Origin of the sequence: Streptomyces sp. AC555_RSS877, assembly GCF_019049245.1 — a bacterium.
Taxonomy (GTDB): domain Bacteria; phylum Actinomycetota; class Actinomycetes; order Streptomycetales; family Streptomycetaceae; genus Streptomyces.
On sequence record NZ_JAGMUK010000040.1, the window covers coordinates 406507 to 427311 of the forward strand.

At 71.3% G+C, this 20805-nt stretch carries 20 protein-coding genes; 12 read left to right on the top strand and 8 right to left on the bottom strand.

Translation table 11 applies throughout. The annotated features are described in order from the left end of the window. The first annotated feature begins 8 nt into the window (after positions 1-8). The 4 genes from KUM49_RS19215 (at position 9) to KUM49_RS19230 (ending at position 3954) form a co-directional block, all read left to right on the top strand. Complete coding sequence (locus KUM49_RS19215) at positions 9-1220, top strand: Dabb family protein (protein ID WP_217238079.1); 1212 nt, start codon at positions 9-11, stop codon at positions 1218-1220. Beyond that, entirely contained in the window at positions 1217-2380 is a 1164-nt protein-coding gene (locus tag KUM49_RS19220; RefSeq protein WP_217238080.1) for a hypothetical protein, read from the top strand. Before KUM49_RS19215 ends, KUM49_RS19220 begins: the two co-directional genes overlap by 4 nt. A 156-nt stretch (positions 2381-2536) precedes the next feature. Further along, positions 2537-3307 carry a CoA transferase subunit A gene (locus KUM49_RS19225; protein ID WP_217238081.1) on the top strand — a complete coding sequence of 257 codons (771 nt, stop codon included), beginning with the start codon at positions 2537-2539 and terminating at the stop codon, positions 3305-3307. Then, positions 3307-3954 (top strand): CoA transferase subunit B, encoded by a 648-nt coding sequence (locus KUM49_RS19230; protein ID WP_217238082.1) that lies wholly within the window; start codon positions 3307-3309, stop codon positions 3952-3954. Before KUM49_RS19225 ends, KUM49_RS19230 begins: the two co-directional genes overlap by 1 nt. Positions 3955-4350: 396 nt before the next feature. On the opposite strand, the gene KUM49_RS19235 is transcribed toward KUM49_RS19230, so the two are convergent. Beyond that, positions 4351-5424 (bottom strand): TauD/TfdA family dioxygenase, encoded by a 1074-nt coding sequence (locus KUM49_RS19235; RefSeq protein ID WP_217238083.1) that lies wholly within the window; start codon positions 5422-5424, stop codon positions 4351-4353. A gap of 130 nt (positions 5425-5554) precedes the next feature. Next, entirely contained in the window at positions 5555-5695 is a 141-nt protein-coding gene (locus KUM49_RS19240; RefSeq protein ID WP_157857388.1) for a hypothetical protein, read from the bottom strand. Positions 5696-5885: 190 nt separating this feature from the next. Here KUM49_RS19240 and KUM49_RS19245 point away from each other — a divergent pair, with 190 nt between their 5' ends. The 3 genes from KUM49_RS19245 to KUM49_RS19255 all read left to right on the top strand — a co-directional run bounded on the left by KUM49_RS19245 (position 5886) and on the right by KUM49_RS19255 (position 8911). Further along, positions 5886-6842: a GlxA family transcriptional regulator gene (locus KUM49_RS19245; RefSeq protein WP_217238084.1), complete on the top strand. Its 957-nt coding sequence runs from the start codon at positions 5886-5888 to the stop codon at positions 6840-6842. 99 nt (positions 6843-6941) lie between these two features. Beyond that, positions 6942-7940, top strand: a complete 999-nt coding sequence (gene gap, locus KUM49_RS19250; protein WP_217238085.1) for a type I glyceraldehyde-3-phosphate dehydrogenase — start codon at positions 6942-6944, stop codon at positions 7938-7940. 215 nt (positions 7941-8155) lie between these two features. After that, the gene (locus tag KUM49_RS19255) at positions 8156-8911 is read left to right on the top strand and encodes a DUF4097 family beta strand repeat-containing protein (protein ID WP_254401407.1); all 756 of its coding nucleotides are present in this window, start codon (positions 8156-8158) and stop codon (positions 8909-8911) included. A 121-nt stretch (positions 8912-9032) separates the two neighbouring features. Here the strand turns inward: KUM49_RS19255 and KUM49_RS19260 are convergent, their stop codons facing one another. Then, positions 9033-9896, bottom strand: a complete 864-nt coding sequence (locus tag KUM49_RS19260; RefSeq protein WP_217238087.1) for a hypothetical protein — start codon at positions 9894-9896, stop codon at positions 9033-9035. Positions 9897-10523: 627 nt separating this feature from the next. Here KUM49_RS19260 and KUM49_RS19265 point away from each other — a divergent pair. Next, entirely contained in the window at positions 10524-10883 is a 360-nt protein-coding gene (locus KUM49_RS19265) for a hypothetical protein (RefSeq protein WP_217238088.1), read from the top strand. A 329-nt stretch (positions 10884-11212) separates the two neighbouring features. Beyond that, the gene (locus tag KUM49_RS19270; protein WP_217238089.1) at positions 11213-11653 is read left to right on the top strand and encodes a GNAT family N-acetyltransferase; all 441 of its coding nucleotides are present in this window, start codon (positions 11213-11215) and stop codon (positions 11651-11653) included. A gap of 277 nt (positions 11654-11930) precedes the next feature. Here KUM49_RS19270 and KUM49_RS19275 read toward each other — a convergent pair whose 3' ends face one another. From KUM49_RS19275 to KUM49_RS19290, 4 genes are all read right to left on the bottom strand, one after another. Next, positions 11931-12938: a PDR/VanB family oxidoreductase gene (locus tag KUM49_RS19275; RefSeq protein WP_217238090.1), complete on the bottom strand. Its 1008-nt coding sequence runs from the start codon at positions 12936-12938 to the stop codon at positions 11931-11933. A 55-nt stretch (positions 12939-12993) separates the two neighbouring features. Next, positions 12994-14181 (bottom strand): acetyl-CoA C-acetyltransferase, encoded by a 1188-nt coding sequence (locus KUM49_RS19280; RefSeq protein ID WP_217238091.1) that lies wholly within the window; start codon positions 14179-14181, stop codon positions 12994-12996. A 29-nt stretch (positions 14182-14210) separates the two neighbouring features. After that, on the bottom strand, positions 14211-14816 hold the full coding sequence (locus KUM49_RS19285) for a histidine phosphatase family protein (RefSeq protein WP_217238092.1): 606 nt from the start codon (positions 14814-14816) through the stop codon (positions 14211-14213). 96 nt (positions 14817-14912) lie between these two features. Continuing rightward, complete coding sequence (locus tag KUM49_RS19290; RefSeq protein WP_217238093.1) at positions 14913-16451, bottom strand: AMP-binding protein; 1539 nt, start codon at positions 16449-16451, stop codon at positions 14913-14915. A 247-nt stretch (positions 16452-16698) separates the two neighbouring features. Between KUM49_RS19290 and KUM49_RS19295 the strand changes: the two genes are divergently transcribed. From KUM49_RS19295 to KUM49_RS19305, 3 genes are all read left to right on the top strand, one after another. Next, entirely contained in the window at positions 16699-17940 is a 1242-nt protein-coding gene (locus KUM49_RS19295; protein WP_217238094.1) for an acyl-CoA dehydrogenase family protein, read from the top strand. 106 nt (positions 17941-18046) lie between these two features. Next, positions 18047-18811: an SDR family NAD(P)-dependent oxidoreductase gene (locus KUM49_RS19300; RefSeq protein ID WP_217238095.1), complete on the top strand. Its 765-nt coding sequence runs from the start codon at positions 18047-18049 to the stop codon at positions 18809-18811. Between the two features lie 3 nt (positions 18812-18814). Continuing rightward, complete coding sequence (locus tag KUM49_RS19305; RefSeq protein WP_217238096.1) at positions 18815-19594, top strand: ThuA domain-containing protein; 780 nt, start codon at positions 18815-18817, stop codon at positions 19592-19594. Between the two features lie 166 nt (positions 19595-19760). Here the strand turns inward: KUM49_RS19305 and KUM49_RS19310 are convergent, their stop codons facing one another. Beyond that, a complete protein-coding gene (locus tag KUM49_RS19310; protein WP_217238097.1) occupies positions 19761-20804 on the bottom strand; it encodes an NAD(P)-dependent alcohol dehydrogenase in 1044 nt (347 codons plus the stop codon). Between the last annotated feature and the right edge of the window lies 1 nt (position 20805).

Sequence of the window (20805 nt, forward strand, 5' to 3'; positions counted from 1 at the left end):
GTGACCCGATGATCCGACACACCCTGTCCTTCCGCTTCGCCGACGGAATCGACCAGGCCACGCGCGAGTCCGTGCTGGCCGAGCTGCGCACCTTCCCGGACCGGTACCCGGCCATGCGCGGCTTCGTCCTCGGCGAGAACGTCAGCACCCGCGACCAGACCTTCACCCACACCATGGCCGTCGACTTCGACAGCCAGGACGACCTGCTCGCCTATCTCGGCAGCGAGTCCCACGAGCACTTCGTGCACACGCGCTGGCGACCGGTCATCGACCGGCAGGCCATCACCTCGTTCGAGTACGCCGAGCGTCCCTCGCTCGCCCCAGGAAGGACAGCGCCCGTGAGCACCCGCCCCCACGGCCCGTACGGCATGGAGTACGCCCGGATCGAGGTTCCGGACATGCAGGCCACGATCGACTTCCTCGAATACCACGTCGGGCTGCAGCTGGAGCAGCGTACGGACGAGTACGCCTACCTGCGGGCCGACATCGAGCACCACGCGATCGAGCTGATCCACGCGCCCGAGCGCACCGACGGCTGGACGACCGCGGTCGGCTACAGCGTTCAGAGCGAGGAGGTCCTCGAGCAGCTGCACAAGAGCGTCCTCGACGCCGGCCTCGAGGTCCTGCAGCTGCAGGAGCGGCAGCAGGCGCTGTGCGACAACGGCTTCGCCGTGAAGGACCCGAACGGCCTCATCATCGAGCTGTTCACCGAGTTCCAGGAGTACGCCGAACCGCCGCACATCGAGATCCGGCCGCTCGACCTGGTGCACCCCTTCATCGCCACCGCGAAGTACCAGGAGTCGCTGGACTTCTACCAGAACGTCCTGAGGTTCATGCCCTCGGACTACGTCGTCGGCTCCACCACGTTCTTCCGCGGCGAGGACCGCTACCACCACAGCCTCGCGGTGCAGAACAACAAGGAGCACTTCACCGCACACCTGTGCTTCGCGATGAAGAGCCTCGACCACGTCATGCGGATGCGCGCCCGCGCGCTGTACAAGGGCGCGCCGATCGCCTCCGACATCGTCAACCACTCGGCGTCCACGTCGATCGCCTTCTACCTGCACGACACGCGCTTCGGCCCGCGCTTCGAGCTGTGCGACAGCCACCGGGTGCTCACGCCGGAGGAGCACGAGACGCACCGGCCCCGCAGGATGCCGGCTGACCCGCGCAACATCGACGTATGGCGTCCGGCGTCCGACGACTGGGGACGTTTTTGAGACAGCAGGTGCTTGACGTCCTGCACCTGCTCGACGCGACCCCCGCTCCACGCGGCAAGGAGCGGACGGCGGCCCACCGGCTGCGCGCCTGGTGCGCGCAGCGGTGGCCGCACGTCGAGTGGCAGGTGGTGGAGCACGGCCCCGCGGGCGGCAGCCTGATCGCCGCGCACGGGGCGGGGCCGCTGCTGTACTCCCACCTCGACACGTCGCTGGACGACGGCGGGGCGCACAACCAGCTCATCACCGGCAACGCCGCACCCGTCGCCCCGCTCGGCGTGGACGGCGACGTGGTGGCCGGCTTCGGTCTCGGGGTCGCCCGCGGACCGGCGGCGGCGGCGCTCGTCGCGTTCGCCGAGGCGGGTGCCGGGCGGCTGCTGCTCGCCGGGTCCGGGACGCACCGCCGCTCGGGCGGAGTCACCGGCCTCGAGGCCTACCTCGACGCCTACCCGTTGCCGCACTCGGCGATCGTCGCCAAGTGCGGCCCGCCCACCCTGCTGTGGCACGAGCCGGGCGCCTTCTACCTGAGCGTCCGGGTGACCGGCCGCTCAGGGGCCGCGATGATGCCCCGGTCGGCCACGCCGCCCGGGGGAGTCGTCGCCCGGGCCGGCGTCGTCCTGGACGAACTGGCCCGCTGGCGCACGGCCTACCTGGCCGCCGACCCGCAGAACGGCCAGACGGGCCGGGCGTGCGGCATCGGCGCGATCAGCGGGGGATGGCCGGACAAGCCGGACCTGCTGCCCGCCCAGCTGCGGATCGATCTGTACGTCGTCGCCGGTGACCGGCTGGATCCGGCGGAGCTGGCGGCCGGGCTGGCCGACCGGCTGCGGGCCCGGTGCGCGAAGTCGGTGCTGCGCGACTGCACGGTCGAGGTGGAGGCCGAACCGGTCGCGCCGGCCGCTGCGACGGACGCCGACGCTCCGGTGGTCACGGCGGCACGGGCGGCCTGGTGCGAGGAGTTCGGCGTCAAGCCGCCGCCCATCACCGGCTGGACGGGATCGACCGACGGCGTCGTACTGCGCGCCCGCGGCGTCGACACCGTGCGCCTGGGCCCGCAGGCGAGGCCGGCCGCCGACGACCCCCGTCGCGATGCCCTGTCGTTGGGGCAGTTGACCGCCTACGCGCGCATCTACCGCCGGCTGTTGACCGAGCTGCCGGCGTAGCGCCGCAGTTCCCGGTGCTGCCCGTGCCGAACACGGCGGGGCGGGCACCGGCAGCCGTCCCGGCTCCGGGGCCGGCATACCCCCGGATCAACCATGGTGAACTCGAGTTCGCATCAGCGCAGGGTGCAAGCGCCCTGCAGAAAAGTGGGCAGGCGGATGGACAAGGTGGTCGCTTCTGCGGCCGAGGCGGCGAGGGACATCCCCGACGGGGCGTCCCTCGCTGTCGGCGGCTTCGGGCTCAGCGGAATTCCGGGAGCCCTGATCCAGGCTCTGTACGACTCCGGCGTCACGGGACTCGACGTGGTCTCCAACAACTGCGGGGCGATGGAGTCCGGCCTCGCCGTGCTGCTCGACGCGGGCCGGATATCCCGGGTCACCGGCAGCTACATCGGCGGCAACAAGGAGTTCGCCCGCCAGTACCTGGGCGGCGAGATCGAGTTGGAGCTGATCCCGCAGGGCACCCTCGCCGAGCGGCTGCGGGCCGGGGGCTGCGGCATCCCGGCCTTCTACACCCCGGCCGGCGTCGGCACCCAGGTCGCCGACGGAGGGCTGCCCTGGCGCTACGACGGCGCGGGCGGCGTCGCCGTCGCCTCACCGGCCAAGGAGGTGCGCGCGTTCGACAGCGTCGAGTACGTCCTGGAACACGGCATCACCACCGACTTCGCCCTGGTGCGGGCGGCCAAGGGCGACCGGCACGGCAACCTCGTGTTCAACAAGTCGGCCCGCAACTTCAACCCCCTCGCCGCCATGGCGGGCCGCATCACGATCGCCGAGGTGGAGGAGCTGGTCGAGCCGGGCGCGATCGACCCCGACCATGTCCACCTGCCGGGCATCTTCGTCCAGCGCGTGGTGGCACTCAGCCCCGAGCAGGCCGCCGACAAGAAGATCGAGAACCTCACGGTGACACCTCAGGAGGTGCGGGTCTGATGGCCTGGACACGGGACGAGATGGCCGCCCGCGCGGCCCGCGAACTGCGCGACGGCGAGTACGTCAACCTCGGCATCGGGCTGCCGACGCTCATCCCCAACCACCTGCCCGAGGCAGTCCACGTCGTACTGGAGTCGGAGAACGGCATCCTCGGCACCGGCCGCTTCCCGTACGAGGACGAGGTCGACCCGGACCTGATCAACGCGGGCAAGGAGACCGTCACCGTGCTGCCCGGCGCGGCCTTCTTCGACTCCGCCCTGTCGTTCGGCATGATCCGCGGCGGCCACATCGACGCGGCCGTACTCGGCGCCATGCAGGTCTCCGAACGGGGCGACCTCGCCAACTGGGCGATCCCCGGCAAGATGGTGACTGGTATCGGCGGAGCCATGGACCTCGTGCACGGTGCCCGCCGGGTGATCGTCACCATGACCCACACCGCCAAGGACGGCACTCCGAAGATCGTTGAGGAGTGCGACCTGCCGCTCACCGGGAAGGGCTGCGTGGAGCGGATCATCACCGACCTCGGCGTCCTCGACGTCACCGACGCCGGCCTACTCCTCGTCGAGACCGCCCCCGGTGTGACCGCCGAGGAGATCATCGTGCAGACGGCGGCGAAGGTGCTCATCGCCGAAGGAATCCGCGCCTAGCCCTCCGCGCGACGAGTACATCCGCCCGATGCAGGCGGACGCCGGACCCTTTCAGCACACGGCTCGTGTGCGTGAGGGACCGGCGTATCGCCTCGCTCGCGCCCGGCCTCCGGGCCGGCGCGTGAGACCACCGGCCCGACGGACTGTGAGCCGACGGGCCGGTCGACGCGTTTCGACCCCGCTGCCCGGGCGCGCTCCCGGGCTTCTTCGCTGTGACAGACGACCGCCGCAGCCAGAGGTCGCTCTGGCTGCGGCGGTCGGGAGTTCTCCCCGGTGGCACGAGGACGGTCGGTGACGGTCAGCGGCGATCGTCGGGCGCCCGGTGTCCGAGCGGCACCGGGAGCGGCGCTGTCGCGTCGGCGGTCACGGACGTGCCGTCACCGAGAGGGAACGCCGTCACACGCCCCAGTCGTCGTTGACGGTGACGGCGTCGGCGATGCGGAACCGGCCGCCCGGCACCAGCGGTGTGGTGGGCTCACCCATCACGACGACGTGCTTGCCGAACCGGGGGGCCAACGGCCGGCCGACGTCGCGCTTGAGCCACAGCCGCATCAGGTGCCGGCGGCGCTCAGGTTCCGGGTGGTCGATGTAGCTGGTCCGCGAGTGCAGTGCGGCGTAGTTGAGCAGCCACTGCACGTCTCCCGGCTGGAAGTCCATGTCGATCGGCAGGCCGGGCTCCTGCGAGATCTCGTCGAAGAGGGTGATGGCCGCGGCCTGGTCGGGCGTCAGCTGGGGGACACCGGGGTATTCCTGGGCGCTGAAGATCATCGAGTTGCCGGCGTACGTGCTGAAGATGCCGTCGACGTGGCTGATGATCGGCGAGGTGTAGGTGAGTTCGGGGGAGTCGGGGTCCTGACGCCGCCAGTCCCAGTGGTAGGTGTCGAAGAGCCGCGCGGCGAGGTCCGGCCGGCGGCGCAGCATCTCGTTGTAGATCGTGGTGCCGCTGACCAGGCTGGAGGCACCGCCGTCCTTGGCGCCGCGCAGGCACATCAGGGCGACGACGTCGGAGCTGTCCGAGTGGAACGGCAGCCGGTCACGAATGCGGGAGGGCAGCGCGCCCTCGTCGGACATCGTTTTGTTCGACGTGGCGATCACGTGGTCGAGCAGGTCGCCCCGCTGGCTCTGCCCGATCGGCTGGCCGAGGTGCAGGCCCATGATGAAGAAGATGGCCCCGGAAACGGGGTCGCCGTACTCCTCGGTGCGCAGGCCACGCACCAGGATGAAGCCCCGGCCGACGTCCATCTGGTGGGCGCACTCGTCGTTGAGGGCGCGACAGGCGTCGAACGGGTAGTCGGCGGCGGTGACGGTGCGCAGGTCGGGGTCGTCGGCGACGAAGCGCCGTCCCAGGGCTTCCAGCTCGGCGCGCTCGGCGTCACTGAGGGTGTAGATCCACTCGGTGGACTTCGACAGCTCGTCGCCGCGCCAGGCGGACGGCCCGGAGATCGGCTGAAGACCGACAGTGGTGGTCACGATGATGCACTCCTCGAAGATGTGATGGGGAAACCCGTCGGCGAAGACACAACGGGCGACGAACGCGAACGTCGACGGACGACGGGCGTTTCGGTGTGGCGGGGGCTCGTCGCGTGGCGACGAACCGCACTCAGAAGGGAGTCTGAGGCTCGCCGACAGCCGTGCCGGGGCGCAGTCCCTCGCGGGGAGGGAAGTAGCTGAGCGGCTCGTCGTAGGTCCGGCGGCCGGCGCACGACACGAGCAAGACGCCGATCAGGGCGACTGGCCTCATGCTGGTCCGTCCTTTCGAGAAGTGCCTCCACCATAGGAGACGTCGGGGTCGTCGTCAATGTGCGTGATGCCGTCTCGTGATGCAGTACGCGACGTGAGCCCGGCCGCCTCGTCCTCCGGACGTCCGTCCGGTATCCGACCGCCCGCACGCACCCGGAACCGCAGCGCGCACCCCTGCGTACCCTGTCCCCGTGTCAGCCTCCCGCCTGCGTCGCGTCGCCGTTCTTGTGCTCGAAGGCGCGAAGCCGCTCGATGTCGGCATCCCCGCGCAGGTGTTCACGACGCGCGCGAGCATGCCGTACGAGGTGCGGTTGTGCGGTGCGGCGCCCGGTCTCGTGACCGGCGGCGACGGTCTTTCGTACCACGTCGCCCATGGCCTCGACGCGCTCGTGTGGGCCGACATCGTGTTCATCCCCGGCTACCGCTTCCCGGACCGTGACGATCCGCCGCGGGCCGTCGTCGACGAGCTGGTCGCCGCCCACCAGCGGGGCACCCGGCTCGCCGCCATCTCGACGGGTGCCTTCGCGCTCGCCGCGACGGGTCTGCTGGACGGCAAGCGCGCCACGACGCACTGGCACTACACGCGGGCGTTGATGGCGAGGCATCCGCTCGTTCAGGTGGACGAGAACGTGCTGTTCATCGACGAGGGCAGCGTGCTCACCTCGGCCGGCGCCGCCTCGGGCATCGACCTGTGCCTGCACATCCTGCGCGGCGACCTCGGAGTCGCCGCGTCGAACCACGCGGCCCGGCGCCTGGTCGCGGCCCCCTATCGCAGCGGCGGTCAGGCGCAGTACGTGCCGCGCAGCGTGCCCGAGCCGCTCGGCGAACGCTTCGCCGCCACGCGCGAGTGGGCGTTGCACCGGCTCGGCGAGCCCCTCACCCTCGAAACACTGGCGCGGCAGGCCGCGGTCTCGCCGCGCACGTTCTCCCGGCGCTTCGTCGAGGAGACCGGTTACACGCCGATGCAGTGGGTCATGCGCGCCCGCATCGACATGGCCCGCGAGCTGCTGGAGCGTTCGCAGCGCGGCGTGGAGCAGATCGCCGCCGACGTCGGCCTCGGCACGGGTGCGAACCTGCGGCTGCACTTTCAGCGCATCCTCGGCACCACGCCGAGTGAGTACCGGCGCACCTTCGCACAGGGCGAGTAGACCGACCACTGGCGAGACCTTTTGAACCGTGGCGATCACGCCACTGTCAGCGGGGCGAGCCGCGAGCGAGCCTGGTGGCAAAGGGAAGGGACACCACTGATGACTCGCATCGCCGTCAACGGATTCGGCCGCATCGGACGCAACGTGCTGCGCGCACTGCTCGAACGCGACAGCGACCTCGAGGTCGTCGCCGTCAACGACCTCACGGAGCCCGCCACCCTCGCGCGGCTCCTCGCCTACGACACGACGGCCGGCCGACTCGGCCGTCCGGTGACCGTCGACGGGGACGCACTCGTCGTCGACGGCCGGCGCATCACGGTGCTGGCCGAGCGTGAACCGGCACAACTGCCGTGGGCCGAACTCGGTGTCGACATCGTCCTTGAGGCGACCGGCCGTTTCACGTCGGCCAAGGCCGCCGGCGCCCACCTCGACGCGGGCGCGAAGAAGGTGCTCGTCAGCGCCCCGTCGGACGGCGCCGATGTCACGCTGGCCTTCGGGGTGAACACGGAGGCCTACGACCCTGCCGTACACGCGGTCGTCTCGAACGCCTCGTGCACGACCAACGCGCTGGCACCACTGGCCGCGGTGCTCGACGAACTCGCCGGGATCGAGCACGGCTTCATGACGACCGTGCACGCCTACACGCAGGAACAGAACCTTCAGGACGGCCCGCACCGGGACCCGCGCCGCGCCCGAGCCGCGGGTGTCAACATCGTGCCGACCACGACGGGCGCCGCCAAGGCGATCGGCCTGGTGCTGCCGAACCTGGACGGCAAGCTGTCGGGCGACTCGATCCGGGTGCCGGTTCCGGTGGGCTCCATCGTCGAGCTCAACACGACCGTCGCCCGCGACGTGACGCGCGACGACGTGCTGGAGGCATACCGCTCCGCGGCGCAGGGGCCGCTCGCCGGCATCCTCGAGTACTCGGACTTCCCGCTCGTCTCCTCAGACATCACCGGCAATCCGGCCTCGGCGATCTTCGACTCGGCCCTCACCCGCGTCGAGGGCCGCCACGTGAAGGTGGTCGCCTGGTACGACAACGAGTGGGGCTTCTCGAACCGCGTGATCGACACGCTCGAGCTCCTCGCCGCCCGCTGACCCGCGAACTCCGGGTCGCTGCAAGCCGGTTGACCGGGCTCCGGCTCTCGACACCGACCGGCACGATCGGGCACAGTCCTACAGCACGATGACGGATCCGGTCGCCGCCGCCGAGCACCGCACCGCGGGCGGGCCCTCCCGCAGGACCTCGATCCGAGGGCTTGACGGACGTCATGACGGCGCCTGGGCGGGGCACTCGTAGGCGCATGAAGGCGATGCCGACAAGGCGCGTGCTGCCGGCCACCGTCGTACTGACGGTCCTCTTCGTCGCCGTGGCATGCGGTGACCACGGACGCGGGGAGTCCAACGGCTCGGCCGCGGCCGGACTTCCCGGCCTTGTCGCATCCGGTCGTCACCTTGTCATCACGACCGACAACGGGCTTCTGTTACGTCCCACCGACGGCCGCCGAGTCACCGTCGACGACCGTGTCGCCGGTGACTGGTCGCGCCGTGACGGGACTTGGACCCTCGACCTGTCGTGCGGGGAGCGGGCCCGGAGCGAGGGCGCCTGCCCCCGCATGCCCCACGTGAAGGTCCCGGACGGCGTGCGCGTCACGGTCAGTGCCCGCAACGCGGGCGTCGACGTGGCGGGCATCGCCGCCGCGCTGGACCTGACGACCGTCAACGGCGACATGACGGTCACCCGCTCCGGACGCGACGACGCCGCGGTACGGCTGTCCACCCGCAACGGCTCGGTGCACGCGACGGCCCTCGACACGGACCGGCTCTACGCGGCGACCACCAACGGGGACGTGATCCTCGCGTGCGCCACCGCGCCGTCGAGCGTCACCGCGACGACCACGAACGGCTCGGTCGGCCTCAGCGTCCCGCACACAGCCCCTGCCTATGTGGTCACCGCGGGCACGGACAACGGTCGCGCCACGGTGGCCGTCCCCACGCGGGATGCCCGCCACGGCCCCAAGATGACCCTGACCACGGTCAACGGTGACGTGGACGTACGCCGGGACTGAACCGGTCGGCGCAGTGCCGCCATGGGCCCGGACGGGTGCTGGGTGCCCGCCACAAGCCCTCCACCTCGACCTGCGGATCACGGTGGCGGGTGTGGGTTCCGCATGCCTGGGCCGAGCGTGGTCAGCCCACGCACAGCACGAGGAGGCAGATCTGTGACGGCGAGGTCGCGGCCGGCTCCGTATTCGCCGGTGTTGTCCCCGAGTCCGTGCCGTCGGTGGCGGCGGGTGCGGGCGTCTGCGCAGGCGCCGTGTCGGCCGTGTCGGCCGTGTCGGCGGTGTCGGTGCGGTCGGACGCCGTCGCGGCGGACTGTGGCTGCGGGGCCGCAGGCGTCGCCGTACGAGGAGGAGCAGCGGCGTCCGGCTGCACGTTCGACGGCGTGGTGGGCAGCGACGAGGTGGCGTACTCCCGGTGCGGAAGGCCGGGCACGGGCGAGTGTGTGGGCGGCGTGGGCGAGGAACGGTGTGCGTCCGGCTCCGCCGATGTCGATCGCGCGTCCTGCGCCGCCTGCTGTTCGACGGCACTCGTTCCCGGGTCCGTCGCCGCTGTGGCCGTGTGCGCCCGGTCGCTGGACTGCCGGTGCGTCGAGGCCAGGGTCAGGCCGCCGCCGACGAGCGCGACGGCGGTCGCGACCACGGCCCGGCGTTGGTTCTTCTTCCACCGGGCACGCTGGCGACGCCGTGCCGCCCGCCCCTGCGGCACGGCCGGCACGCCTTCGAGATCACCGGTCTCGGTGGTCTGCGGGACCCTCTCCAGGTCGCCGCCGCCCGCCGCCTCGTCCACACCGCCACCAAGTCGGCCCTCGTGCCGCGTGTCCCAGGCCGCGGACTCCGACGCATCTGCCGCACCCGTCATCGCCGAGGCGAACAGACCCCGGTCGATGTGACCGTCGGCGATGGCCGGAGCGATGTCCGGCGCGTAGGCGCCGCACCCGGGGCACACCAGGGCGCCATTGAGATGCCTGCGGCACGTGGAGCAGTAGTCCATCTGCGGTCTTCCTGAGTCGGCATGCCGTCGACCCGACAAGGGGTCACGGCCCGGTCACGTTCGCACGTGGAATCGAGCGTTCAGTAACACTAACGACGCCTTCGAAAGGCAATGTGCAGACAGCGTGAGGCTCGTGCAGGGATTCTGGCGGTTTACGCGTGGGTGCGGTGGGGGCCGAGTCGGCGCGGCCCGTCGGTTCGTGAGGCGAGCCCCGTCGATGACCGGATGACGTGGAGGCCGTGGATGACCTGCCCGTGACCCCGCCCATGGCGACGGCGCCTGTCCTCGCGGCGTGAACGGCGAAGAGGCCACGGCCCCTCTGCAGCGGACCAACCGGTCAACGTGCCTGGCGCGCACCGCCGTCAGGATCACGGCAACACCGCCGATCAGTTACGTCTGGTCGCCGTCCGGAACCTGGATTCAGCCACCTGAGAAGAACACCTCGCTCGCACATTCAGTGGGAAAGTCGCAGCACTTGTGCCCGAATTCTGAATATCTCGCGGGCGTGTAACACGGCGGCCGATGCCTGACGCAGACGTAAACGGACCCGTGCGGCGAGTCGCGCTCGGGGCGCGGAAAACAGCGCTGTACTCCGCCTTGCACGATCATGCGTCAGATGGGAAACACGTGAGCAATCCCGACCCGATGTCCGGATACCAGTCCTACGACCAGCCCTCGACCCGGCCGCCGCGTCACCCCCAGCAGGACCGGACCGTCACACGACGCGCGGCCCTGGCTGTCCAGACGGTCGCTGACATCGCCGCCTGCTTCCTGGGCCTGTGGATTCTGCTCCATCTGCTCGGGGCCAACGAAGCCAATGTGTTCGTGGAGTTCGTGCATGGCACGGCAGATCGGCTGGCCTGGTGGTCGCAGGATGTTTTCACCGTGGACACAGAGGGCCTTCGTGTCCTCCTCAATTACGGCCTGCCCGCACTGCTTTATGTGCTGGTGGGACACGGGATCGCCGCACGGCTCAACCGCGAATGACCGCATGTCCAGTGAAAACGTGCGAGTGCACGACGACTTCCCTGCGCCGCCCAGGACTTCGGGCCTGGTCAAGCGGCCCAGAACCACAACACCGAGAAGGATCAGCGCTATGACACCCAACTCAGCCGAGAACGATCACCTGCCCGTGTACGAGAGCTTGGTGCGTGAACGCGGGGATGCCGTGGCGGAAGCTCGTCAGGTGGCCGAAGAAACGCAGCACCAGGTGACGCAGGCACTGAACTGGCATGGCCCGGTTCAGCCGGAGTCCGCGTCCTGAGCGAGTCGGAGGGAGGCCCAGGCGGATGCCCCGCGCCAGTAGCGTGGCGATCATGGCGGACTGGGAAATCCGGCCGGCGTCGCCGGCGGACGTCGAGGCAGTGGCCGAATTGCGCGCCGTGGTGTTACGGGCGGACCTGGAACGGCTCGGTCGGTACGACGAGCATCGAGTGCGGCAACGACTGCGCGACGGGTTCGACCCCGCGTACACCTGGGTGATCGAGGTGGGCGGCGTGTTCGCCGGCTGTGTGGCGCTGCGGCCGGCCAACGACGCTCACTGGCTGGAGCATTTCTATCTGGCGCCGCATCTGCAGGGCAGCGGTATCGGTTCGGGTGTGCTGCGCGAGCTGTTGGGGTGGTGCGACCGCGACCGGGTCCTTGTCCGGCTGAACGTACTGCAGGGCAGTCCGGCCCGAAGCCTGTATGTGCGCCACGGGTTCACTGTCGAGTCCGAGGACCCGGTCGACGTGTACATGGTGCGCAAGCCGGCATGAGAGGCCGGTCTCATCGCCGGTTTTCCGGCGAACTGCCCCATGCCCATGCCGGCTGAGAGTTGAGCGAGCTCACGGGAGTCAGCGCGGTCGGCGTAGTCCCGCGATGTCGCGGGCCGCCATCGGTGACGCGACAGCCGCCGGATTCCGGCACATCGTCCTCGGATGCCGGCGCCCTACCCCGCCGACGTCGCACGGTGGGTCACCGACGAGCTCATCAGCACGCCGGCCTGACCACCTCCGTAGTGAAGCGCCGGGAATCCGAGGATCCGGTCCGGGATCAGAGGTCGAGCACCAGCCGGGGCCCGCACGAACGCGAGACGCAGATCAGCATGGTCTCGCCCGCGGCGCGCTCGTCCTCGTCGAGCAGGGAGTCCCGGTGGTCCGGGGTGCCCTCCAGCACGTCCGTCTCACAGGTGCCGCAAGTGCCTTCCCGGCAGGAGAACAGCACCGGGACACCCGCCTCCTCCGCCACTTCGAGCACCGAGCGGTCCGGCGGGACGGTGAGCGTGCGGCCCGACCGGCTGAGCACCACCTCGAAGGCGCCGGCCGGAGCCACCTCGACCGCCGGCGGGCGGACCGGGGCGAACCGCTCGATGCCAAGGGTCCCGGAGGGCCAGCCCGCACACTGCTCCTGCGCGGCCCGAAGCAGCGGCTCCGGACCGCAGGCGTGCACCAGCGTGCCCTCGCGGGGCGAGCCGATGAAGGTGGCCAGGTCCAGCAGGCCGTAGGTGTCCTGCGGCCGGATCAGCACCCGGTCCCCGTAACCCTCCAGGCGGTCCACGAACGCCATGGACCCGCGGGTGCGGCCGCCGTACAACAGGCGCCAGTCCGCCCCCGCGGCCTCGGCGGCCTCCACCATCGGCAGGATCGCGGTGATCCCGACCCCTCCGGCGATGAAGAGATGGTGCTCGGCCGCGCGGAGGGGGAAGTTGTTCCGCGGCCCGCGCACCCGCAGGGCCGAGCCCTCGCCGAGACGGTCGTGGACGTACGACGAACCACCGCGGCCGTCCGGTTCGCGCAGCACCGCGATCTGCCAGGCCGCCTCGTCGGAGGGGTCTCCGCACAGCGAGTACTGACGGATGAGGCCGTTGTCCAGCAGCACGTCGATGTGGGCACCCGGCGCCCAGGTGGGGAGCGGTTCGCCGTCCGGGGCCCGCAGGACGAGCGAGACGACACCGTCGGCGGCCTCGATGCGGGCGTCCACGACGAGGGTTGTTTCGCTGGGGTCCGGCTGGGACCGCGGTGCCTCGGTGCCCCGGAGGACCTGGAGCGGTGGGTTGGTCATGTGCGTCAACCTGAGTCTCGTACGGGTGGGGGACGAGGGCGGGAGGTCAGGAACCTCAGACGCCCGGTACGTGCAGCAGCAGTGCGTCGCCCTGGCCGCCGCCTCCGCAGAGCGCGGCGGCCCCGGTGCCTCCGCCGCGTCGGAGAAGTTCCTGGGCGAGGGTCAGGACGAGCCGGGCGCCGGTCATGCCGACCGGATGACCGAGGGCGATCGCTCCGCCGTTGACGTTCACCTTCTCCAGGGGGACGCCGAGTTCGCGTACGGAGGCCAGGGCGACCCCGGCGAACGCCTCGTTGATCTCGAAGAGGTCGAGGTCGGCGGCCTTCAGCCGGCCGTCGCGTTCCAGCGCGTCGCGGACCGCCCCGGCCGGCTGCACGAGCAGCGAGGGGTCGGGGCCCGCCACGGTGCCGTAGGCGCCGATCTCGGCGAGCGGTGTCAGACCCTCCCGGCGGGCGCGGTCCGCGCTCATCACGACGACGGCCGCGGCTCCGTCGGACAGCTGTGAGGCGTTGCCCGCGGTGATCGTGCCTTCGGGGGAGAAGGCCGGCCTCAGGCGCCCCAGGTTCTCCGCGGTGCTCTGCGGCCGGATGCCCTCGTCGGCCGCCACGACCGTCTCGCCCCGTCGCCCGGTCACCGTGACCGGGGCGATCTCCGCGGCGAACGCGCCCGACTCCTGGGCGCGGTGGGCCCGCTCGTGCGAGAGCGCGCTGTACTCGTCCTGCTCCGCACGCGTGAACGCGAAGGGCCGCTGGTAGCGCTCGGTGGCCGCACCCATGGACACCCCGTCGAAGGCACAGGTCAGCGCGTCCCGGTCGAGCGCGTCCTCGACGGTCGCCGCCCCGTACTTCCACCCCGTGCGGGACCCGCGCAGCAGGTGCGGGGCCCCGGACATGGACTCCATGCCGCCCGCCACGACCACCTCGTGGCGCCCCGAGGCGATCATGAGATCGGCCAGGGCGATGGCGTGCAGCCCGGACAGGCACAGCTTGTTGACGGTGCTCGCCGGGACGGAGAAGGGGATGCCGGCGGCCACCGCGGCCTGCCGGGCCGTGTTGGGGCCCGCCCCGGCCTGGACGACATGGCCCATCACGACGGCCTCCACGTCGGCGGGGTCCAGCAGCGCCGCTGACAGCGCGGCGCGTATGGCGTGGGCGCCGAGGTCTGCGGCGGACAGGCTGCTCAGCCCGCCCATGAGCTTGCCGACGGGCGTTCTCGCTCCGGCGACGATGACGGATCCGGGCATGTCCGGGACCTCCTGTGGGTGTGGGTGGGTCAGAGGACGGCGTCGACGGAACGTTCCGCGACCAGGTGGGCGGTCTCGTTCACCGAGTGCAGAACGATCCGTCCCCCGGGCATCCGCCGCACCCTGCTGACGGAGGTGTAACCGGGGTGGAACCAGAACATCCGGGGTATGTCGAGCACCGTCGCGAGATAGGTGTTGGTGATCCCGCCGTGGCACACGGCCGCGATCCGCTGTCCGGGGTGGGCGTCCAGCATGGTGTTCATGGCGCCCACCGCCCTCGCCCGGAAGGCGTCCCAGTCCAGGTCCGGTACGAAGTCCTCGTAGCGTCCCTCGGCCAGCGCCACCGAACGGGGGTCGTCCGCGTTGATCTGCTCCGGCGGCGTATAGGGGTGCGAGACGTCGGTGTCCCACTCGCGCAGGTCCTCCAGTACGGCGGCGGTCATGCCCGTCAGCCGTTCGAGGGGCGCCGCCGTCTCACGGGCACGCTGGTAGGGGCTGACGTAGAGGGCGTCGATGCCCTCGGCGGCCAGCCAGGGGGCCAGGCGCTCGGCCTGGGCGATGCCCTCGGGCGACAGGCCCGGGTCGAACACGCCTGCGCGGGGGAGGCCGTGCCGGACGAGCAGGAGTTCCGTCATGAAGGGTCCTTCGGCATGCGTACGAGTGAGTTCGTACGAGAGTGAGTTCGCACGAGGAGTGAGTACGTGTGAGGGGTCAGGGGGTGGCAGCGGTGCTCAGCCGGCGATCGTTCGGTCGGAGTCCCAGTAGGGGCGGCGCATCGCCCGCTTGTCGAGCTTGCCCATGGCGTTGCGAAGGAGTTCCGGGACGACCTCGTAGGTCTTCGGGCACTTGTACGCGGCCAGCCGCTCGCGGCAGAACGTGTGCAGTTCGCCGTCGGCCGGCCCGGGTCCGTCGGTCACGACGACCAGGGCCCGCAGCGATTCACCGAAGTCCGGGTCGGGCACGCCGATGACCGCGACCTCGGCGACCTGCGGGTGCTCGCGCAGCACCGCCTCGCTCTCCGCCGGATACAGGTTCACCCCGCCGGAGACCACGACGTCCGAGGCCCGGTCGGTGATGAAGATGTAGCCGTCCGGGTCGACAAAGCCGATGTCACCGAGGGTGAAGACGCCGGGCGCGACGTAGGCGGCCTTGGTCTTCTCCTCGTCCGCGTGGTAGCGCACGCCGCGGCCCTCCGGAGCCCGGAAGGCCAGCAGCCCGAGCTCCCCGGCGGGCAGCGGGCGGCCGTCGTCGCCGGTCACCAGGACGTCGAAGGGTGACTGGACGCGTCCCACCGAACCGGGGTGCTCCAGCCACTCGGTGCTGTTGATGCGCGCGACCGTGCCCGCTTCGCTGGCTCCGTACGACTCGGTCAGCACCGGACCGAACCAGTCGATCATGGCGCGCTTCACCTCCGGAGGGCACGCGGAGCCGGTGTGCGCGACCTGGATCAGGCTGGAGACGTCGTAGCGTTCGCGTACCTCCGCCGACAGGGCCAGCAGGCGGGTGAAGTGGGTCGGCACCATCACCGAGGAGGTGACCCGCCATCGCTCCACCCGGTGCAGGAAGGACTCCGCGTCGAATCGGCCGAGGATCACCACCGGCTGGCCGGCCGCGAGGTGGCGCAGTGAGGTGAGCGGCCCGTTGTGCTGGAGCGGGCCGCACACCAGGTGCGGTCCCGGGGGGAAGCCGGGCCGGGCGGCCACTGCCTCCAGGTAGGCGGCGCTGTCCGGCACCGGGCCCTGCACCCAGCGCACCTCGGTGCCGCGGGCGCGTCCCGTGGTGCCCGACGTGTAGACCAACGGCGGGCGGGCGGGGCGGCCGAGGGGCACCGGCACCGGCTCCGCCTCGGCCAGCCACTGGGTCCAGTCCAGGGCGCCGTCCTTGGCCGGCGTCCCGTGGACGACGACGGGGAGGCCGAGTTCCGCGCCCGCCTGCCGGGCGGCCGACTCGCCCGCCGGTCCGCTGATCACCGCCTTCGCACCAGCGTCGGTGAGCAGGTCGACCAGCTCCCGGGCGGTCAGCTGCCGGGAGACGGCCACCGTCCCGACGCCGGCCCGCAGACCGGCCAGATGGGCCACCAGCGTGGCCACGGCGTTGTCGCCCAGGACGGCGACCCGGTCCGCCGGCTCGGGCGCGACCTCCAGGAAGCGCCCGGACAGGCGTGCCACCTGGTCGGCCAGTCCGGACCAGGACAGGCTTTCCTCGTCGTCGGCCAGTGCGGTCGCGTTCGGCAGTTCGCGGGCACGCAGGTCGAGTGGCTGTAGGGACATGGATCCTCCGGCGCTCCTGGTTCGCCCTCTCCCTCGCTCCACCGGGTGCACCCCGTCTGCCCAGCGGCCGGGCAGCGGGAGAGGCGACGCCAAGACTGTAGCGTTTATCAAGAAAGTACGGAACACTCTGACCCGAGACGGAGGCACCCACCCTTGTTGGGCAGGTGTGCAGCTCTGATCCGAGTCTCCCTTACTGAAGCAGTCATCTGGTAAGTGCCGTCTGGACCCGTGTGCCGAGGAGGTCACCATGCCCCAACCGAACGTGGACGAGTGGCGGGGCGAGGTCCGGCAGTGGCTGACCGCGACCCTCCACCCCCGACGGGCAGCGGAGACCACCGGTCACACCGCCGCCGATCTCGCCGTGTTCCACAACCTCACGGACGAGGAGGAGCGACAGCTGCTCGACCGCTGCCGCGCCTACCAACGCGCCCGGCACGAGGCCGGCTACCAGGCCCTCACCCTCCCCGAGGAGAACGGCGGCCAGGGGCTGACCGCCGCCCACGCGGCCCTCTTCGCACAGGAGGAGTCGGCGTTCGACGTACCGCCGTCCACCGAGCTGATCAGCGTCACCGTGCGGCTGGTCGCCATGTCGGTCTCCCTGTTCGGGACCCCGGAGCAGCGCGAGACCTACGCCCGCGCCTTTCTCCGTACGGACCTGCTGGCCTGCCAGCTCTTCAGCGAACCCGGTGCCGGCTCCGACCTGGCCGCCCTGCGCACCCGCGCCCGCCGGGACGGCGAGGACTGGGTGATCGACGGCCAGAAGGTGTGGACCTCGGGGGCCCAGTTCGCCGAGTACGGCCTGCTGCTCGCCCGTACCGACCCGGACGTCGTCAAGCAGGCCGGCATCACCGCCTTCCTGGTCCCCATGGACAGCCCGGGTGTGGAGATCCGCCCGATCCGCCAGATGAGCGGCGGCGCCTCCTTCAACGAGGTGTTCCTCAGCGGCGTACGCGTGCCCGACGGACTGCGGATCGGCCGCCCCGGCCAGGGCTGGGAGGTGGCCAACGCCACCCTCGCCTTCGAGCGCACCGCCTCCGGCTCCGGGAACCGGCGCAAGGGCGGCACCTTCGACGACGTACTCGCCCTCGCCCGCTCGCTGAACCGGACCGGGGATCCGTTGGTACGCCAGCGGCTCGCCGACCTGTACGTGCGCAGCGCGCTGCGCGCCGCCACCGTGGACCGCGTCGCCCGGGCGAGCGCGGCCGGCGGACGGCCGGGACCCGAGGCCTCGCTGACCAAGCTCATGGCCTCCGATCTGCTCACCCGCACCGGACAGGTGGCCGCCGAACTGATGGGCGCCCGCATCAGCGCCGACACCGGCGAGCCCGGCACCTTCGCCTGGACCGAGCACCTGCTCGGCGCCCCCGGCTACCGGCTGGCCGGAGGCACCGACCAGATCCAGCGCAACCTGATCGGCGAGCGGGTGCTGAAGCTGCCGGGGGAGCCGCGGGTCGACAAGGTGCCGTTCTCCGAACTGTCCGGCAACTGAGCCGCGGGTGGACACCACCCGCAACGGCGAACACCCGTAACTAGCGACATCCGCAACAAGCGACATCCGCAACAACGACACCCGCAACGACCGAGGAGTGACATCGATGGATCTGGGACTGACAGGTGCGAACGCGCTGGTGACCGGTGCGAGCCGGGGCATCGGCCGGGCCATTGCGGGAACCCTCGCCGCCGAGGGCTGCGCCCTGGCGCTGTGCGCCCGTGGTGAGGAGGCGCTGGCCAAGGCCGCCGCCGAACTGCGCGGCGAGGGAGCGACCGTGTTCGCCGAACCGGTCGACGTCACCGACCCGGCCGCCCTCGCGGGCTTCGTGGAGCGGGCGGCCGCCGAACTCGGCGGACTGGACCTGCTGGTCTCCAACGTCTCGGCGGGCAACGTCAAGGGCCCCGAGTCGTGGGAGGCCAGCCTGCGCGGCGACCTGATCCCGTTCGCGGGACTCGTCGAGGCGGCCCTGCCGTATCTGGAGGCCTCCGACCGGGCCGCTGTCGTGGCCATCGGCACCACCAACGCGTCCGACACCGCCCGCCCGGCCGGAGCGAACTCGTACTCCGCCCTGAAGGCGGCCGTCGTCCAGCACGCCTCCGCCCTCGCCCACGCGCTCGCCCCGAAGGGCATCCGCGTCAACACCGTCTCGCCCGGACCCATCGACTTCCCCGGCGGCGCCTGGGAGACCATCCGCACCAGCCGCCCGGAGGTGTACGAGGAGGTCCTCGCCAAGCTGCCGATCGGCCGCTACGGCACCGCGGAGGACGTGGCCGCGGCAGTGGCGTTCCTGCTGGGCCGTACCGGCTCCTTCTGCGTGGGAGTCAACCTCGTGGTGGACGGCGGGCTGCTCACCCGCGTCCAGTACTGAGTCGTGGCGGGCCCGGCCGGCCGCCTGGACGCCGTGCTGGTATGCGGCGGGAGGTGGCACGACTTCGACTACGCGCGGCTGAGGCTGCTTCAGATGCTGGGTGAGCACCCCCGGGTGCGCACCACCGTCCATCAGGACTACGACTGCCTGCCGGCACTGGAGCAGGCCGACCTGCTGGTCACCTACACCTGCGATGTGCGGCCCCGCCCGTCCCAACGGGACGCGCTGGCACGGTTCGTGGCGCGGGGTGGGCGCTGGCTCGCCCTGCACGGCACCAACTCGGTGATCGAGGCGCCGGCCGACGGTGGGCCGAGGGTCTTCACGACGCCCCGGCTCCTCGGGGAACTGGCCGGGGTGCTCGGCAGCCAGTTCCTGGCCCACCCGCCGATCGAGCCGTACGAGGTACGGGTGACCCGGCCGGAGCATCCGCTGGTCGCCGGCGTCGAGCCGTTCACGGTGACCGACGAGCTGTACGTGTGCGAGCTGCACGGGGAGCTTGAGGTGCTGCTGCACGCCGAGTACACGGGGCCGTGCCGCGGGTTCGCCGAGGGTGACTCGGCTGCGCTCGACGAGGAGCCCCGTCCTGTCCTGTACCTGAAGCGGCACGGGCTGGGCGAGGTCTGTTACTTCACCCTCGGGCATTGCCGTGGCCGGTACGACGTGCAGGACCTGGGCGTGGACGACACCGGGCGGGTGGACCAGGGGCCCTGGGAGACGCCGGAGTTCCTGACGGTGCTCGGGCGCTGCGTGGAGCGGATGGTGGGCGAGCGGGCGCAGCCCTAGGATCTCGCCCCCGCCGCCCCCTTCCCGTCCCTGGGGGCTTCGCCCCCAGACCCCCATGTCGCGCTTCGCGCTCGTCCTCAAACGCCGGAGGGGCTGAAATCAGCCCCTCCGGCGTTTGAGGAGCGGGGGTTTGGGGGCGGAGCCCCCAAAGGTCGGGACCCCCCGTTCACCCGTGGGGCAGCACGACCGCACGGCCGTTGATCTCCCCCGCGTGCAGGCGCTCGTACGCCAGCGGGGCGTCCTCGATCGAGAAGGTCTGCACGTGGGAGGAGACAAGTCCCCGCCGCGCGAGTTCGACCACGTCGATGAGCTCACCCCGGCTGCCCCAGTAGGGCGCGGAGGCGGACACCTCGAACGGCAGACCACCGCCGAAGCCGACCGCGAGCGTGCCTCCCCCGATGCCGACGACGGTCACATCGCCCTCCATCGCCACCGCCGCGGCGGCCACCGCGAGCGTCGCCTCGGCCCCCACGAAGTCCAGCACCACCTCGGCCCCGATGCCGCCGGTCAGCTCCCGCACCCGGGCCGCCGCCTCGCCGTCGGAGAGGAGCGTCTCGTGCGCGCCGACGGACTGCGCGAGCTCCAGTTTCTCCTTGCTGACATCGAGCGCGACCACCCGGGCCGGCGTCAGGGCACGCAACAGCTGTACCGCGAGATGGCCCAGGCCACCGACGCCGATCACCACCGCCGTACTGCCCGGCACGAGCTTGGGCAGGGACGCGCGGATCGCGTGGTACGGCGTCAGGCCGGCGTCCGTGAGCGGGGCGGCCTGAACCGGGTCCAGCCCGTTCAGCGGCACCAGATGGCGCGGCGAGTCCACCACCATGTACTCCGCGAGAGCGCCCGGCGAGCCGAGCCCGGGCGGCATGATGCCGAGGCCGGCGGCGTGCGGGCAGCAGTTCTCCTTGCCCTCGGCGCACTTGCGGCAGCGGCCACAGCCCCATGGGCCGTACACCGCCACCTCCTCGCCCTCGGACACGCCGGTGGCCCCGCTGCCCAGGGCCGCGACGATGCCGACACCCTCGTGACCGAGCGTCATCGGCAGCGGGTAGGGGAACTGTTCCTCCGGCCAGCTCATGACCGCCAGGTCCGAGTGGCACAGCCCGGCGGCCGTGACCTTCAGCAGCACCTGGCCCGGTCCCGGCTCGGGCATCGCAACCTCGACGACCTCCGGGGCGCTGCCCACGGCGCGGTACTGAATCGCCTTCATG